Source organism: Microvirga sp. GN3, assembly GCF_055792825.1.
This window is the reverse complement of sequence record NZ_JBVVAK010000156.1, coordinates 1-16,874: the sequence shown is the minus strand read 5'-3', so window position 1 is coordinate 16,874 and position 16,874 is coordinate 1. Positions and strand designations below refer to the sequence as shown.

General features: G+C 60.7%; 16 protein-coding genes and 1 pseudogene. 7 read left to right on the top strand and 10 right to left on the bottom strand.

Translation table 11 applies throughout. The features are described 5' to 3' along the window. Positions 1–258: 258 nt before the first annotated feature. On the bottom strand, positions 259–1,071 hold the full coding sequence (locus ACS5Q1_RS39085) for an IclR family transcriptional regulator (protein ID WP_473103289.1): 813 nt from the start codon (positions 1,069–1,071) through the stop codon (positions 259–261). A 179-nt stretch (positions 1,072–1,250) separates the two neighbouring features. Between ACS5Q1_RS39085 and ACS5Q1_RS39080 the strand changes: the two genes are divergently transcribed. Genes ACS5Q1_RS39080 through ACS5Q1_RS39050 form a run of 7 tightly spaced genes read left to right on the top strand, consistent with a single transcriptional unit; the run spans position 1,251 to position 7,884 of the window. Next, positions 1,251–2,315, top strand: coding sequence for an ABC transporter ATP-binding protein (locus ACS5Q1_RS39080; RefSeq protein ID WP_473103288.1), 1,065 nt, complete (start codon positions 1,251–1,253; stop codon positions 2,313–2,315). An 11-nt stretch (positions 2,316–2,326) separates the two neighbouring features. After that, complete coding sequence (locus tag ACS5Q1_RS39075; RefSeq protein WP_473103287.1) at positions 2,327–3,190, top strand: ABC transporter permease; 864 nt, start codon at positions 2,327–2,329, stop codon at positions 3,188–3,190. Positions 3,191–3,194: 4 nt separating this feature from the next. Beyond that, positions 3,195–3,989: an ABC transporter permease gene (locus ACS5Q1_RS39070; protein WP_473103286.1), complete on the top strand. Its 795-nt coding sequence runs from the start codon at positions 3,195–3,197 to the stop codon at positions 3,987–3,989. Between the two features lie 10 nt (positions 3,990–3,999). Beyond that, positions 4,000–4,290, top strand: a complete 291-nt coding sequence (locus ACS5Q1_RS39065) for a (2Fe-2S)-binding protein (RefSeq protein ID WP_473103285.1) — start codon at positions 4,000–4,002, stop codon at positions 4,288–4,290. After that, on the top strand, positions 4,287–5,663 hold the full coding sequence (locus tag ACS5Q1_RS39060) for an FAD/NAD(P)-dependent oxidoreductase (protein ID WP_473103284.1): 1,377 nt from the start codon (positions 4,287–4,289) through the stop codon (positions 5,661–5,663). Before ACS5Q1_RS39065 ends, ACS5Q1_RS39060 begins: the two co-directional genes overlap by 4 nt. Beyond that, positions 5,660–6,835, top strand: a complete 1,176-nt coding sequence (locus ACS5Q1_RS39055; protein WP_473103283.1) for an NAD(P)/FAD-dependent oxidoreductase — start codon at positions 5,660–5,662, stop codon at positions 6,833–6,835. Before ACS5Q1_RS39060 ends, ACS5Q1_RS39055 begins: the two co-directional genes overlap by 4 nt. Next, positions 6,832–7,884, top strand: a complete 1,053-nt coding sequence (locus ACS5Q1_RS39050) for an ABC transporter substrate-binding protein (protein WP_473103282.1) — start codon at positions 6,832–6,834, stop codon at positions 7,882–7,884. Before ACS5Q1_RS39055 ends, ACS5Q1_RS39050 begins: the two co-directional genes overlap by 4 nt. A 453-nt stretch (positions 7,885–8,337) precedes the next feature. On the opposite strand, the gene ACS5Q1_RS39045 is transcribed toward ACS5Q1_RS39050, so the two are convergent. From ACS5Q1_RS39045 to ACS5Q1_RS39005, 9 genes and pseudogenes are all read right to left on the bottom strand, one after another. Further along, positions 8,338–8,634 (bottom strand): hypothetical protein, encoded by a 297-nt coding sequence (locus ACS5Q1_RS39045; RefSeq protein WP_473103281.1) that lies wholly within the window; start codon positions 8,632–8,634, stop codon positions 8,338–8,340. Positions 8,635–9,155: 521 nt separating this feature from the next. After that, a complete protein-coding gene (locus ACS5Q1_RS39040) occupies positions 9,156–9,551 on the bottom strand; it encodes a hypothetical protein (RefSeq protein ID WP_473103280.1) in 396 nt (131 codons plus the stop codon). A gap of 140 nt (positions 9,552–9,691) precedes the next feature. After that, positions 9,692–11,455, bottom strand: a complete 1,764-nt coding sequence (locus ACS5Q1_RS39035; RefSeq protein WP_473103279.1) for a DUF927 domain-containing protein — start codon at positions 11,453–11,455, stop codon at positions 9,692–9,694. Next, positions 11,456–12,163: a hypothetical protein gene (locus tag ACS5Q1_RS39030; RefSeq protein WP_473103278.1), complete on the bottom strand. Its 708-nt coding sequence runs from the start codon at positions 12,161–12,163 to the stop codon at positions 11,456–11,458. A gap of 124 nt (positions 12,164–12,287) precedes the next feature. Beyond that, the gene (locus ACS5Q1_RS39025) at positions 12,288–12,485 is read right to left on the bottom strand and encodes a hypothetical protein (protein WP_473103277.1); all 198 of its coding nucleotides are present in this window, start codon (positions 12,483–12,485) and stop codon (positions 12,288–12,290) included. Between the two features lie 72 nt (positions 12,486–12,557). After that, positions 12,558–13,223, bottom strand: a complete 666-nt coding sequence (locus tag ACS5Q1_RS39020; protein WP_473103276.1) for a hypothetical protein — start codon at positions 13,221–13,223, stop codon at positions 12,558–12,560. Positions 13,224–13,451: 228 nt separating this feature from the next. Continuing rightward, positions 13,452–14,639: a tyrosine-type recombinase/integrase gene (locus ACS5Q1_RS39015; protein ID WP_473103275.1), complete on the bottom strand. Its 1,188-nt coding sequence runs from the start codon at positions 14,637–14,639 to the stop codon at positions 13,452–13,454. A 426-nt stretch (positions 14,640–15,065) separates the two neighbouring features. Beyond that, complete coding sequence (locus ACS5Q1_RS39010; RefSeq protein WP_473103290.1) at positions 15,066–15,704, bottom strand: 3'-5' exonuclease; 639 nt, start codon at positions 15,702–15,704, stop codon at positions 15,066–15,068. 609 nt (positions 15,705–16,313) lie between these two features. After that, positions 16,314–16,742 (bottom strand): annotated as a pseudogene (locus ACS5Q1_RS39005) (UvrD-helicase domain-containing protein); the annotation flags it as partial. Between the last annotated feature and the right edge of the window lie 132 nt (positions 16,743–16,874).

The following is a 16,874-nucleotide window of genomic DNA, read 5'->3' as shown; positions in this document are numbered from 1 at the left end:
CCAGATGCGCGCGGATATCCATGATGGCCAGGAGCAATCGCTCCACATGGGCCGGATCCATGAGCGCAAGACCAACCTCGCCATCTCGAAAAGCCTCTTGCGACGCACGGCCGGTCCATACATCAGGGTCAAACTGAGAAATGCCCTGGCCTACAGGAACGTCCGATGTTCCTGTCTTGAGCGGACATTCAGTCTACTTCCGGGATGTGCCAGCAGCGGACCTTTGGTCATCATAATCAAAGCCGCTTGCCAGGCAGACTATGTCGCTTCCATCCCAAGGCTTCGAGTAGGGTAACGGAGCGTTGGATCAAAAGGATTGAGCTGCCGAGCGATTCCTTCCGCTTCGTTTCGTAGCAAATCGACCACCAGCGGCAGCCGATCCCCCTCCAAGCGCTCCGACAAAGTGCCGATGCTCAGGGCCGCCACGGCGCGCCCTTCCGGATCGCGGATCGGCACCCCCACGCCGGCCATGCCGGGGATCAGGCCCGTATTGAGGCTGCAGAAGCCGGTCTTACGGACGTTCTGGATCTGCATCCGCAATCCGATCTCGTCGAAGCCGCCCCGGTCGAGCAAGCGGGGAACGTTGAAGCGGATCACGACCTCGCGCTCCTCCTCCGGCAGGAATGACAGGATGGCGAGACTGCCCTGACCGATGCCGAGGGGCACCTTGCCGCCGATATCGCCCGTGAAGGTTCTGATCGGGAACGGGCCCTCCACCCGATCCAGGCAGACGGCGTCGAACCCGTTCCGCACCAGAAGGAAGATGCTGTCGCTCAACGTGGAGGACAGGCGCAGAAGCGCTGGCCGGGCCGTGCTGCGCAATCCGCCCGAATGCGCGGCCCGCGCGGCTAGGACGAAGAAGTCGAGGGCCAACCGGTATTTACGGCTCGCGCCCACCTGCTCGACGAAGCCCTCGGCGATCAGAACCTTCAGGGCCCGATGGGCGCTGGGTTGGGTGATCCCGCTGGCCGAAGCAATGTCGGTCAGGCGCATCCCGTGGGAGTCTCCAGCCCCGAGAACCTTCAGGAGAGCCAAGGCCCGCTGCGTTCCGGATACAGTATCTTCCGCCATAGAAAATAATTTCTCGAAATTGGCCCTTTTTATTTCATTTAGCGAAACATAAGTCAAAAAACTTTCACATACTGAAATTAGCGCGTTGACTCGGCCTGAAGCCTCGCCCGTGATGTCAATCCGGGCGTCGTGCTCCCTCGGGCTCATGGCCCGATGCTTTGCAAGGATCGGAGACCAGAATGGCATTCCTGACACTCGAAGGAGTTTCCAAGGAATTCGGCACGTTCACGGCCGTTCGCGATGTCACCCTGACGATCGACAAAGGCGAATTCGTTTCGCTTCTTGGCCCGTCAGGCTGCGGGAAGACGACGACCCTGCAGATGATCGCCGGTCTCGTCGAGCCGACTGAGGGCCGGATTTCCCTCGACGGGCGCGATATCACGCGCGAGAAGCCTAATCGCCGCGGCCTAGGCGTCGTCTTTCAGAGCTATGCCCTCTTCCCTCACATGACGGTGGCGCAGAACGTCGCCTTCGGGCTCGAGATGCGACGGGTGCCGCAGGCCGAGCGGGCCGAGCGCGTGCAGGAGGCACTCATGCTGGTGCAACTCTCCTCCTTTGCCGACCGTTATCCCCGCCAGCTCTCGGGCGGTCAGAGGCAGCGTGTCGCTATCGCTCGTGCCCTCGTCATCGCGCCGCCCGTCCTCCTGCTGGACGAGCCTCTCTCCAACCTCGATGCCAAGCTTCGGGAGGAGATGCAGTTCGAGTTGCGGCGGATCCAGCGCAAGGTTGGCACGACGACGATCATGGTCACCCACGATCAGGCTGAAGCGCTCTCCATCAGCGATCGTGTGGTCGTGATGGAAGGCGGACGGATGACGCAGGTCGATGCCCCCTACCGGCTCTACGAACAGCCCTCGAATGCCTTCATCTCGTCCTTCGTCGGCAAGACCAATCTCCTTGCCGGCACTTGGCGCCGCAACGGCGCATCCAGCGCCGTGGATATCGGAGGCATCCTGCTGGAGGCCTCCGCCCGGGAGATTGCCGCCGGGACACCGGTCACGCTGTCCATCCGCCCCGAGAAGATTCTGCTCTGCGATGCTGGTACAGGCCGCCTCGACGGACGCGTCGCCAGCCGCTTCTTCCTAGGCAGCCAATGGCTCTTCACCGTCGAGACCCCGTTAGGGATCCTGACGGTCTCCACGCCCAACCAAGGCGGTGAGCCGCCCGCGGAAGGCTCTCCCGTGGGGCTCGACTGGTCGCCGGTTGACCTGCGCGTCATCGCGGGTACCGCCGCAGCGGCTTGAGGGAGGGAAAGATGATGACTCCGCGCTCCCCTACCTCTTCAGCCCCATGGCTGCTTGCCGGCCCTGGGGCCCTGTTCTTTGTTGGGCTCGTACTACTGCCGCTGGCGCTGACCGTTATCCTGTCGTTTCAGGCCTACGATCATTCCACCGGTATCCAGAACACCTTCACACTGTCCCACTACGTGACCGTCATTACGGACGGGTATTATCTCGAGATCTTCTGGAGGACGCTGCGGATCGCGGCCCTGACCACGCTCATCTGCGCCGCGATTGGTGTTCCAGAGGCCTATATCCTGTCGCGCATGCGGGATCCGTGGCGCTCGGTTTTCCTTCTCGTCATAATTGGCCCATTGCTCGTCTCGGTCGTGGTCCGCACCTTTGGCTGGAGCATGCTGCTCGGCTCGCAGGGCCTCGTGAACCAGGCGCTGCAACTTCTCGGATTCGGCCCGGCTAGGATCCTCTACACCGAGACCGCCATCGTTATCGCTCTTGTCCACGTCATGCTGCCGTTCATGGTCATTCCGGTGTGGACGGCCTTGCAGAAGCTCGATCCCATGGTGGAGGCTGCAGCCTGGACGCTCGGCGCCTCGCATTTTACGGCTCTCCGCCGGGTGGTCATGCCGCAGGTGACGCTGGGCATGCTCTCCGGCAGCCTCATCGTCTTCGGGCTGTCGGCCAGTGCTTTCGCCGTTCCGGCTCTCCTCGGAGGCCGCCGGCTGAAGATGGCGGCGACCTTAGTCTACGACGAGTACCTGCAGGAACTCAACTGGCCGCTCGGAGCCACCATCGCGATCATCGTACTTATCGCAAACCTTTGCATCATGCTGGCCTACAACCGAATGGTTGAGGCCCGCGCACGCCGGACACTGGGATAATTCCATGCAGAAGAACGGCACGATCGCACTCGCTTTTCACATTCTAGTCCTGACGTTCGTCTTGGCGCCGCTCGTTGTCATCTGCCTCGTTGCGTTCACTCCCGAGAATACGCTGAGCCTGCCAACAACCGGTTTGTCCCTGCGCTGGTTCAAGGCTGTGTTCGAACATCCAGATTTCATGGCGTCCTTCGGGAACAGTATCTGGCTGGCAACGCTCTCTGCGACATTGGCCGTCGCGTTCGCCGTGCCTGCCGGGCTTGCTATCAGCCGCTATACGTTCCCAGGCAGGGACTTTCTCAATGCCTTATTTCTGTCGCCGCTGATCATTCCTCATCTGGTTCTCGGGGTGGCCTTTCTGCGTCTATTCGCGCTCCTTGGCGCCACGGGTAGCTTTGCCTGGCTTGTAGCAACACACATCATTATCGTAACGCCCTATGTGCTCCGTCTCGTGCTCGCTGCCTTGTCCGGGCTCGACCGCAGTGCTGAGCAGGCCGCGCGGACGCTTGGTGCTGGGGAATGGACCGCGTTTCGCCGCATCACAGCTCCAATGATCCTGCCCGGCATCACAGGCGGCTGGCTGCTTGCCTTTATCAACAGCTTCGACGAGCTGACGATGTCGATCTTCGTCACCTCGCCCGCAACCGTCACGCTGCCGGTCCGTATGTACATGTATGCGACGGAGTCTATCGATCCGATGATGGCGGCCGTTTCAGCCCTGATGATCGCCATCACGGCCGCCGCCATGCTGGTGCTGGACCGCGCGTTCGGGCTCGACCGCATTCTCGTCGGGCAGCGCTGAGGAAATGGAAATGGCTCTTCTCAAGCGCCTTGCCCGACACGAGCTTCCCCTCGTTTCCTTCACGCTGAACGGTGAGGCCTGCTCCGGCCGTGCGGGCGATACGGTTTTGACCGCTGTTCTCACCCAGTCCGATTGGCTGCGTCTCAGCGACTTCTCAGGGGGTCCCAGGGCCGGTTTCTGCCAGATGGGCGCGTGCCAGGACTGCTGGGTACTCACAAGCGACGGCGGGCGCATCCGCGCCTGCAGCACGGTTCTCGAACCGGGGATGAATCTTCGAACCATGACGGAGCCGAGATCGTGAGCGACGCCATTCGACCGCTGATCGTCGGCGCCGGCCCTGCCGGCATCCGTGCCGCCCAGATCCTCGTGAACGCAGGCATCAGACCTGTCGTCATCGATGAAGCGCCATCGGGCGGCGGGCAGATCTATCGCCAGAGGCTCGTGCCTGACGAGCGCTCCGCGAAAGATCTCTACGGATCGGAGGCCGCGAAGGCCACCGACCTGCACGACACCTTCGCGCGAATCCGCGACAGGATTGATTATCTTCCCGAAACCCTGGTATGGAACCTCCGCGACAAGGCTGCGGATGCGGTGACGGGCCATCACACGCGCCGCATCGCATTCAGCCATCTGATCCTGGCCACCGGCGCAACCGACCGAGTGCTCCCCTTCCCCGGCTGGACCCTTCCGGGCGTCTTCACCCTCGGCGGCTCCCAGATCGCCCTGAAGTCGCAGGGCTGCGCCATCGGCGAGAAGGTTGTGTTTCTCGGCTCCGGACCGCTGCTCTATCTTGTTGCGTGGCAATATGTGAAAGCCGGCGCCAACGTTGCGGCCGTTTTAGACACGGCACCGTTCTCGGCGAAGCTTCATCTCCTTCGCGGATTGTTCGCTCAGCTTTCCGTCGTGCTGCGCGGTTTCCGCTATGCCGCCGAACTCATGGCGCGCGGCGTTGCCGTTCGCTTTGGGGTTCAGCCGGTTCGCATCGACGGCACAGCGAGAGTCGAGGGATTTGTCTGGCGTGAGCGCGGCAAGGAGCATCGCCTCGCCTGCGACGCGGTGGGTTATGGCTTCTCCCTACGGTCCGAAACGCAGCTCGCGGATCTTGCGGGATGCCGCTTCATCTTCGATGCGCGGGACCGGGCATGGCGGCCCGAACGCGACGACGCGGGACGCACCAGCATGCCGGGCGTCTATATCGTGGGTGACGGTGCCGGCATTGCCGGAGCGGATGCCGCCGAACTCGCCGGAGAACGGGCGGGCCTCACGCTTCTCGAGGACGCAGGCCTGTCGGTCGATCATGCGCGGATCGGCGTGCTGGAGGGCAAGCTCGCCAGCATCCAGAAATTTCGTGACGTTCTCGAGTCCGCGTTCCCGTTTCCGGAAGCCTGGGCCAACAGCATCGCCGATGATGTGACCCTGTGCCGGTGCGAGGAGATCGCCGTCGGCCATGTGCGCGCTGCCGTGCGCGATCAGGGTATTTTCGAACTCAACCGTCTCAAGGCGTTGACGCGTGTTGGCATGGGCCGGTGCCAGGGACGGATGTGCGGAAGCGCGGCGGTGGAAGTGCTGGCCGCCGCCTGCGGTCAATCGCCGGACGCGGTCGGACGGTTGCGTGCACAGCCGCCCATCAAGCCCATTCCGCTGGAGGTTGTGGCCGAGGGAGAAGCCGCATGAGCCGAACCCTTCATAAGGATGTCGCCATCATCGGCGGCGGGCTCGTCGGAAGCTCCGCGGCCCTTGCCCTGCGACGCATGGGCTTCTCCGTCGTGCTTCTCGACAAGGGCTTCTGCGGCGCGCAGGCCAGCGGCGTGAACTACGGCGGCGTGCGCCGTCAGGGCCGTCCGCCGGAGCAGATCGCTCTGTCTCAACGGGCTCATGCCATCTGGCCGCGCCTGAAGGATCTCATCGGTATCGATGGTGAATTCGTGCGCTCAGGCCACCTGAAGCTCGCGAGAACCGAGGCCGAGATGGCATCGCTCGAAGCCTATGCGGCCTGCGTCGCGGATCTGGGGCTCGACCTGGAGCTGATCGACGGCAACCAGCTGCGGGAGCGTTTTCCCTGGATCGCGGGAGACGCCATGGGCGCGTCTCTGTGTGCAGGTGACGGACATGCCAATCCGCGCCTTGTCTCTTCGGCGTTCGCCCATGCGGCGCGGCAGGCCGGCGTGGATGTTCTCGAACACACCCCTGTGTCTCATGTCGAGAAGGCGCTCGACGGCTTTCATCTGTCGGCAGGCTCGAACATCGAGATCAAGGCGCGCTTCGTGATCAACAGCGCCGGCGCCTGGGCCGGTCCCTTCGCGGAAGCGTTCGGCGAACCCGTGCCGCTCCATGCCATCTACCCGAGCATGATCGTCACCGAGCCCCTCAACGTCTTCATGAACGTGAACATCGGGGCCGAAGGCGGTGGCATCTATGCGCGCCAGGTTGAGCGCGGCAACTGCATCGTCGGCGGCATGCGCGGCGAGCCGCTTGCAGAGCGCGACTTCTCCCGTCCCACGGGCTCGGGCGCCGTGACCATCATGAACCGCGCCGCAGCCCTGTTCCCGGCTCTGCGCCATGCTTACGCCATCCGCTTCTGGAGCGGTACAGAAGGCGAGATGGCGGACCGGAACCCGGTGATCGGCTTCAGCCGGACCACACCGAACCTCATTCATGCCTTCGGCTTCTCGGGAGCCGGATTCCAGATCGCGCCGGGAGTTGGCGAAGTCCTGGCCGAGCTCGTCCGTGACGGTGAAAGCCGCACGTCGATTCAAGCTTTCGCCATCGATCGATTTGTCCGCACGATCCAAGGCTCCCGGGCAGATAACGGACCTGAACCAAAAAAGAGGGAAACAGCACAATGAAAACGACGACTCTTTTGCAAGCCACGGCCTTTGCCGCGCTCGCCATCGCTGCCTCCGGCGCAGCCCAGGCGCAGACGAAGACGCTCTATGTCGGCATGAACGGGGGCAACTTCGAGAAAACCTTCACGCAGCATGTCTTCCCGGATTTCGAGAAGGCAAACGACGTGAAGGTTGTCGTTGTGCCGGGCACATCGTCCGACATTCTGGCCAAGGCCACCGCGGCAAAGTCTAATCCCCAGATGCATGTGATGTTTCTCGATGACGGCGTTATGATCCGCGCCATCGGCGCAGGCCTGTGCGAGAAGATCAAAGATGCGCCGGCTCTGGCCGATCTCGCTCCGGGCGCCCGGCTGAAGGATGACATGGCGATCGGCATCGACCTCGGCATGACGGGCCTCGCCTACAACAAGAAGATGTTCGAGGAGAAGGGCTGGGCCCCCCCGACCTCGTGGATGGATCTCGCCGACCCGAAGTACAAGGGGAAAGTTGTGTTCCAATCCGCTGCCGCCTCGTCCTTCGGACTGCATGCCTTCCTAATGTTCAACCGCATCCAGGGCGGTAATGAGAAGAACGTCGAGCCGGGCTTCTCCAAGTTCAAGGACACCATCGGCCCAAATGTGCTCGAATACATCCCGAGTTCGGCCAAGATCTCCGAGATGGTGCAGACCGGCGAAGCCGCGATCTTCCCGTTGACCCCCACCGCCGTCGCGGCTCATCAGGAGAAGAACATTCCGGTGGAATATGCGCAGCCCAAGGAAGGCTCCGTTGTCCTAATGGTGACCCAGTGTGTCATCGCTAATAGCAGTGAGCCCGAACTCGCTCAAAAGCTTGCTGCCTATCTCCTCTCGCCAGAGGCTCAGAGTAAGGCGCTCCAATATGGTAACATCGTTCCTTCGAATGTGAACGCCAAGGCCCCCACACCCGAAGCAGAAGCCAAGCTCAAGAAATTCCACGAGTACATGAAGACTGCCATCACGCTTGACTGGGATACCATCAACGAGAAGCGGCCGGAGTGGAACAGCCGCTGGAACAAGACCATCGAGCGCTGATAAGATCGAGAAACAAGGCGGATGCTCGATGCATCCGCCTTATCCCACTCCCACACTGCCTGAACCGCGGCAGGGACCTGCGGTAAGCACAATAGCCAGCGTCCCTGTTCGTCTCCGATCCAAGCGATTCACTTGGAGCATCTCTAGGCTGAAGGAGAAGCCTCTGCACTCATTCGGAAAGTCCGCTTGGGGTCAAAACACGACGTAGAGGCCTGCCAATGAAGGTCCGCTTAGACCCTATGAGCCGACCAAAGCTACGCCAAACATGCGCCGTTCAATCAGTTCTATTTTTGGATGTGACGTTTGTGATGCTGTGACGCCAAAGTTTTCAAATACTTAGATCTTTGGAGACGATGTGATGCATGTGACACCGCACAGGCCTGTCCGCTGAACCAGTGGCACTCCAGTCGCCAATTGAATTGCTGCAACTGAGCTAACTGGCCGTGCCAGAATCTATCGTGTGAACCGCCGCCCCAAAATCCTCTCTGTATTTGCAAGGAGAAACTTCAGCACCTCGCCGTCCGCCTCATGGCAGGCTTCCACCTGCCGCCAGTAGGTTGCCCAACGCATCCACTTCGGCTTGATCGGCAATCGCTCCAGCAAGTTCGGGCTACCGCCGATCCGCTTCCGAGCCTTGCGAGCTCGCCTGCGGGCTCGATCAGGAGCGCCCTCCCGCTGAATGGCATAGCCCAGGCAATGCGCCTGCCGGGATGCGAATACACCCGCTCCATATGGCAGGTGCAGTTTCATGGCCCGTCGCCCTGTAGAGGGGCATATGAACCACCACCGGCGGCCGCCATAGGGTGGTGCTGTGGTGACCAGATGAATTGTCTGCTCTCCTACGCGAACTGCCCTTCCGAGCCCATCAAAGCGGATGATGCTGCACAAGCGCAGGACACCATTATTCCCATTCAGCGCGATTTGGTACTCGATGTGGCAAGCAGGTTGTCCCGTATTAGGCCACGTCCATTGCAGATTTCCGGATTGGGTAGAATTAGGCACAAGGCCGGCGTCTGTCAGATACCGAATATCGAGAGTGGTGCCGCTTTCAATTGTGGGGCGCCCACCGCCGCTCCTGGCCATTTCTCCGCTCCACAATCCTAAATTTCCTGACGAACTATACAATCAGGTTAGCAGCAGAGGGGGCAAATCTCGGACGCCCTAACATCTAAATGGCTGAGAACCTGCGCACGGGCATCCGAGAATTTTTTCACGCCTCCGCCTTGGAAGTGCGATCAATAGGCTCGCGCGCTCCAGCCAGGCAGCGGTATCTACTCTACCTTCGTGGTTCGGACGAACGTGCGTCCGTCCGAGAGAACGGCACCTATCCGCGTGAGGCAGTTGACCTGTGCACCGTTGAGAACCCAAGCCAATGCTACGGGCGAGCACTGCGGACCAATGACGTCACGAGCCGTCCAGCCCAACCGCTCTGCGGCGCTTCCCCAAGTATCGAGGAAGACACCAACATCGTCGATCGCTTGGTGCCAACGGGACAAACTCACGCTGGTAGCACGGGAGATCTGCAAGGCAGCAAACACACGAGCAAAGGCGGGGGAGACCCCGCCTTCTAGTGCCATGGCCTCACGCTCCTCGAGGTCGCCCTCAGCGCCAATCTGTTGCTCGCCCTCCTCGACAGCAAGGTCCGGACACTCCGACGCCGACGTCACAAGTGTCTCACTCCCCGTGGAGTGGTAAGTCATTGTGCTGCCTGACATCCCAGCGTCACAAACGTCACAGGTCTTTTCTGACGGGATGGCGTTCGCCAAGCGAGCCAGATGAGAGCGGAGGCGCAGAATGTTTGGTGCCATTACTCCCCCCAGCCCTCAAGAGCACTCACCTTCACGACGAAAAGGTTCTGGGTGCGATCCCCAATGCGCTTTGCCAGTCGGTAGGCCGCATCTGAGCCGCTGACGAGCACGCCCTTTTCGGCCAGCAGTTTCGCGATTGTTGATGGCTGGCCTACACCGCCGACCACCTTCCTCCAACCAGTGGCCGTAAAGCCCCACACCGGTTCGCCGCTATGCGTGAACCGGTAGCCGAGCAGGTCGACAATCATGCCGTGGTGCACAGGTGTTGCCGGATCGAGGTTGCGGAAGCGACTCTCGCCGTAGCTCTCGGTGGTGGCGCGCAAGGCATCCATCGCCGCCACATACTCGCCTGATCCCTCCCCGCCCCGCGACTCCCGCCAAGCCTCGAAGCATACGATGGCAGCTTGCTCCGCCTCTCCCTCAGCCCACGGCAGATCGAGGGTTTCTCGCGCGAGTTCGCCCGCCACGGCCACCAGCGCAAAGCGGGCAGCGACACGATGGGCCTGCCCGTCCGACGGCGGAATGCCGGCGAGGAGCTTGCCGGTGATTTCCCGGATCCGAATGCGCGCCACCTTTTCAACCGTTGCCGGATCATCAGCCAAGCCTTCGATAAAGGCTGGTCCTGCCGTGCCGTAGGTGCGCAAGGCAGCATTCTTGAGTGCTTCCGAGAACACCGCCGGCTCTATGCCCTTGGTGTCCTCGAACGCGCCGTAGCCTTGGCCAGCATCCGCGGGTACGTCCACCATGCGGGCAAGCTGACCCGCCCGCGGCTGGCGTCCACCCTCAGAAATCTTGTTTGCCAGGCCGATTTCCCCGGAGGACAGCAGCATGATGCGCCAGCTCGCCTGGCTCTTGAGCTCCGCGTTGCGGGTTGCGCGTGCTCGGCCAGTACCGTTGATCAGCATGTACACGGTGTTGCCGATCGTGCGGCCGTCGGCCTGTCCCATCTCATCCAGCACTAGAACGGCGCCGGAATGGGCGCGGGCAATGCTTTCAATGCCATTTTCGGTGCCATGCCAGGAATGAGCAAAACCCATCCGGCCGCCGCCACCGAAAACACTACCTGCCACCGTGAGCAAGGTGGTCTTGCCTACGCTGGAGGAACCCACGAAGTGGAAGCCGCCCCCCTCTCCCTGCAGTAAATCGTTTAGTGGGCCTGCGAGCGCGACAGAGCAGGCGAACACCGCCCGAGTGTTGCCCGTACATGGGCCGGCGACCTGGTTCCTCCATTCCTGCAGGGTGCCTGCGGTGCCATAGCGGGCAGCGTCGGCATTGCCGTCGAACATAACCTGCTCGTCGGCAGTATCACTGATGGTGCGGGTGGGAAGAACGAACATATTGTTATACCAGCCCGCCTGCGGCACCAAACGCACGCGGATGTCGCAGGTGAGATCGAAGAAGAACTCCTTCAACAGTTTCATATTGGCGGCTTTGGGTGAGATCCGCAGGCCTGCAGAAAGGAGGTGTCGGAAGACGTCCGCCCCCTCGCCAACCAGATTTGCTTGAGGAAGGATCCCCTGATGGGGCTTACCATCGCGGTCTCCCCACGTCAGAAAGAAGCCCCAGCCATGGCCTTTCGGGTCGCGGGCGAGGCCACGCACCACGAAGGGGTCGGCGATCTTTACCGGTCGGTCGCTCTCGCTCTTGCGGTACCAGAGCCCTTTGCCATTGAGAACAAAGCCCTCAGGCAGAACAAGGGCTTTGTCCGACGTGCCTGACACGAGTTCTTCCACGGTAGCCATTTTATCGATGGGAGCGTTCATTCAGCCCTCCTTCGAAGCCGTCGCCGCCGACGCGACGAGAATGCGCGGGAGGGGCTGCGCGAGCGCAGCAGCCAACTCGCGGCGATGATTCTGGTCTACTGCAATCAGCGGACCCGCATCACCGAGGTAGTCGCGTGCCAATCCAGCGTTGAGAAGCACGATGCCTTTGGCACCAGCACGCATCCAGTTCAGGGGCGTGCGGTGAATGGACAGGCCCTTGGACAGACGAGGGCGAAGGACGGAGCATTGCCCAAGCGCCCAGCCGAACCCGAGCCAGGTGCCAAGGCGCTTCGCTATGGGATTCCAGGCCGCAAGATCCACCAGACGGTCCTCGAAGTCGTGGATCGGCATGATGAAGGCCGACTCACCCTCTCCGCTTCCACACGACCGGCACAGCTGAACGAACTCGAAACGATGGGGATTTACCCACACAACAGTGCCTTCGGAAATCGAAGCCTTCTCCAAGGTCGTTTGATCAATACCTTGACGCTGGAACTCAGCGGCAACGAAGCCCGGGATCGGCCAGCACGCCGCGAAGATGCCGGCAATGTAGTCAGAAGTGTGAGCCTGGGTTGTGCGCTGTTGGACGCGCGCTTCAATACGACGATAAAGGTCGGTACGAGCCGGATCGGTGATGATGAAGGGATGCTTGTTTCCGGTCGGCTGGCGCTGCTGGCACGAGGCGCAGTTGCGCTTATGACGTTCCATGTTATCCATACTCTACTCACTGAATTTCAGCCCCGCGCGAGGTTGCACTCGTGGCGGGGTTCTCTTTGAGGCGGCCGCGGGCCGTGTTTGTTGGTGCAGGCTGTGTATGGGAAGTGAGGCGGGCTCAGCGGCCCTGAGCTTCCAGCATCTCGCGAATGGAGGCGATAAAGACGAGGCGGCGGCGGCCGATCGTGACCGTCTTCAACTTGCCCTCGTTGATGAGCTCGTAGAACTTCGTGCGGCCGATGTTGCCAGCAAGGCGGCGGCCTTCATTAACCGGAACGACAAGTGGCTCCAGTTCGGGCGGTGTACCGGGTTTCATGATTGTCTCCATGTGTCTGCGCGCATTGGCGGGCAGCGACGGTCAGAGACAACCAGGTCTGGAATGATCAATCTAAAGGGGTTTGGGACCTCTCATACGCTTAAACCCCGGGATTTGCTCACTTATGATTGTACGAAGGGCATCTTGGCCAACTTCTGGTTCGCCAAACGCTGAGAGTAGCTCATTCACAAGAGACCCAAATACGCCCTCTACTGCGGCGGATGGTAACTCGCCGAAGGTTTGAAAAAAAGGGAGTACCAACCCGCGTATCAAGGCTCTGCTCTTCGGCGTCTGCCCCGGGAAATTGCGATTCGGCGGGTTGAGAGCTCGTCGTTTGATCAGATCATCAACGGCTTCATCCAGCATCGACAGCGTCTCATCCGGATGAAAATGTCCCCAACCAGAGACATCGCCTATTGCAACTCTCTCGGCTTCGGTAAGTGTGGTTTCGCGAAGCTCCTCTTTATCGATACGCAATCGAAGCTTATTTTTTCCCAATGCCCGAAACCGAGGGGACTGCGCCTTCCTCCAGAACGTCCTAGGATTGTTCTTGCGCTGTTGCTCGGACACGTCCCAGAAAGTTATTGATAGTGTCTCCCTATCGTCGCGGGTGAATTCATCGAGGGTAGATCGAAGATTTCGCAATTGTGACTGGAATTGGCGCAGCGCGGTCGCCTTATGATCGGGATATACCCCGTCTGTGCGTTCAACTTCGCTCACGACAAATTCGACTATCATGAGAAAGCTCCTTTGACGCTCCAACTCATGGAAAATCCTGGCCCTCTTCTGATTAAGTTTAGAGACCAATCGGCGCGAAGTCTCTGGGGTTAGCTCGTAACGGACGTTGCGAGGTTCCACTATTATCACTCCGCGTTCATTTGGATTCGGGAGGTCATTCACTCGTTGGACGGCGCACCATTGCGATCCTGTCCATCAGCCCCTGCTGAATGGATATCAGACGCTAGTCTAAAGTCCTGGCTGACAATGCTCCGCCCATTGCTCCATCAAGGCCTTACGCTTCTCAAACAAATCCGTCCGACGATAAGCCGCCTCGACCTTGTTCTCCAGCGTGTGGGCAAGTGCCGCCTCCGCCACCTCGCGCGGCACGCTTGTCTGTTCTGCTGCCCAGTCGCGGAAGGCCGACCGGAAGCCATGGACCGTCGCGTCCACCTTCATCCGCCGCATGACCATCTCCAGAGCCATTGTTGACAAGGGGCGATCCCGCTTCAGACCAGGGAACACGAGGTTGCCACTCCGGATCTCGCCCATTCTGACAAGGATTTGCTTTGTCCGACGCGAGAGCGGCACCCGATGCTCGCGGCCCGCCTTCATTCGTTCCTTCGGCACCGTCCAGACTCCTCGCTCCAGGTCGAATTCCTCCCAGCAGGCTCCCATGGCTTCGCCGCTGCGGGCGGCGGTCAGGATCGTAAACTCCAGGCAGAGCGCACTCACAGAGCCCGTTTGGCGTAGACGAGCCACCAACGCCGGCACCTCTTCGTACGGCAGCGCCTTGTGGTGGCCACGGGTGAGTTTCTGTCGTTTTGGCAGCAGATGATCGAGGTGTCCCCGCCAGCGAGCTGGGTTTTCGCCGGTCCGGTAGCCCTTGGCCTTGGCCGCATCGAGCACCTTCTCGATCCGACCTCTCAAGCGGGAGGCGGTCTCCGGGACCTTGCTCCACAGCGGCTGCAAGATACGGAGCACATGCTCCGTGGTGACTGCATCGACAGGCACGGACCGGATTGGTTCACAGTAGGTGGTGAGGGTCATACGCCATTGATCGCGGTGCTTCGGATTGCGCCAGCCGGTCTCCAGGGCTGCCACGACCTCGTCGGCCATTCCCCCGAAGCTCGGGATCACCTTCTCAACACTGCGGACTGTCAGTGGGTTACGTCCTTCAGTTAGGTGAGCCCGCGCTTCGGAGGCCAGCTCGCGGGCCCGCGCCAAGCTGACGCTGGTGGCACTACCAAGGCCCATTTCCCGCAGCTTGCCGGCACCTGTCTGGTCAGGTTCTTTCCAGCGGAAGAGAAACACCCACCGGCGCCGCGATCCGTCTGAGGAGACGGCAAGATAGAGGCCGCCACCATCGGCATGTCGGCCTGGTTTCTTGAGAGTCGCGACGGCGCGCGCTGAGAGCCTGCTCGTGGTTCGTGCCATGTCTGGATCCTCACCAAGCCCCAACATGGGCCCCAACAACGACGTCGGATTGTGGCGAACCATGGCGAACGATGCCAGTCATCAAACCGCAAAAACCACAGAATAATCAGAGATTTTTCAAACAGACACGAACATCCGCGAGCTGTAGTACGACGGACCCCCTCTCCGCCATTTAACTCAACAGATTCAGCAGCTTAAATGTTCCTACTTCCGCCGGTGAGTTGAGGCGCGAGCGGCTCTTTGCCGTCTGATGTGTGACGGTCACAATCGCGGCACTCCAATGGCTAGGGGTTTAGGCGAAGGGATGATCGTCAGGCACGTTCCTGGTCGTGCCTCCCTAGAGGGTCTGTATGAGGAATACCAATCCTTGAAGCGTAATGATTTCTACGGACGGTCTTAATCGCTGCCTTGATCATGATGTGCCCCTCAATGCCGAAAGACCAGCTCCGGGAGGATAACCTCCCAGGCTTCGCGCCGAAGCGCGCCGCGGAATTCCTCTGCATTGTCGACCTTACGCCAACGGATGATCGCGCTGGCCTTGCCTCGAATGAAGCGCACCCCGTCGGGGGGTGCGTAGCCCTGAGCCATCCGCCCAATGGTCACTCCCTTATCAGTGCGTATCTCCCAGCGTCCGTCGCACTTTATCAGTTCGATGGGATCACCGGTTTGTATCCGAGGGAGAGCTTGATGGGCCGGGTGGTTTGCCGCCTGCCTGCCGACCCAGGACAGATCCACCATGCGTGGTTCTACGGTCTGATACTGCAAACCACAGTCCGCCTGGGCTCCCTCATCTGGGGTGATCTGCCGCTGCAGTAAGGTTGCTGCGACATCCTGCAAGATCGGATGCCGGCCCTTCATTGAAACGATCGCAAGGCTGCGCTTTGCCCGCGTCATGGCGACGTAAAACAGCCGGAGTGGGGCATCTCGGTCCTCCCCCTTCGAGGACCGATCCCAGCCGCCGTCAAGGATGACGACGTCGTCAAACTCCAGGCCTTTGGCACGATGCGCGGTCAAAAGCATCAATCCTCGTTGCTCCTGACGAGTATCCCGAGTCCATTCGACCATCATCTCGATGATATCTGCGACCGGAACAGCTTTCCCATCGAGTTCGGCATCGAGTGTCGTGATACCGTCCGAGATCCGATCCCACCAATGGTTCGAAGGTTGCCTGGAGATAAAGCCTTTCACGGCTTCGGCCGCAATAATCTTCGCAGGCTCTGCCTTGAGGAAGTTGAGAAATTCCTGAGCTTCCCGCAAACGCCAAAATGGAGGCATGGCCTCGCTTGCGAGTTGAACCGGTATGTCGAGCGCCTCACAATAGCTCCGCACTGATTCCAGAAGTCGCCATTCCCGTGCGATGATCGCGGCCTTTGACCAGGACCAGTCCGGGACCAATTGGGACAGACGGACCAGTTCATCGACGGCGGCGTTGGCCTGCGCTGCAAGGCCCGGTGCTGTGCGCAAAAGCTGAACCCGGCCCTGCGCGACCGGATCCTGCGAGGCCAACACGCCGCCTTCAGGGGCTTTAGCACGGGCGCGATTGACGGTGATGTCATGGCCAGTCTTCATCCGATTAGCGGCTGGCGCAATCACGCGGTTTGCTGCATCAATAATCGCCCGCGTCGAACGATAGTTCTCAATCAGATAGGTGGGCTTGGCTGAGTAATCCGCTTCGAAGCGCCGGATGAACTCGATCGAGGCACCTGCGAAGGCATAGATGTTCTGGTCGTCATCACCCACAGCAAAAAGGCTCAGGCGCTGGTCCGGGTCGTCGAACGAGCGGCCTGCTACGGCGGCGATCAGGGCATATTCCTCGGGGCCAATGTCCTGATATTCGTCAACGAGGATCCAGCGATAGCCCTGAATCAGAGTTTCGCGGAGCGCCTCGGCCTCGACCTTTGACAGGCCTTCGCCTTTCAGCAGGGTGACGGCCTCCATTACAATTTTGTCGAAGTCATGTGGGGGATCCGCCTCGACCTGGCCCGCAAAGCTTGCCCTGACCAGTCGCATCGCTAGAGCGTGGCAGGTCGAGACGGTTACGCTGTTGGCATCATCACCGATCAGCTCTTTCAACCGCTTGCGGATCTCGACTGCGGCATGGCGGTTGTATGTTAATGATCTTCACGGAGGTGGTGTAACATAGGGTGATGTCGATCCTCGTGAGGAGGCGCGCGATGGATGACGACGTTTGGCGGCCGACGCATCTGACATCCGAGCAGATGGAGGAGCGGCGTC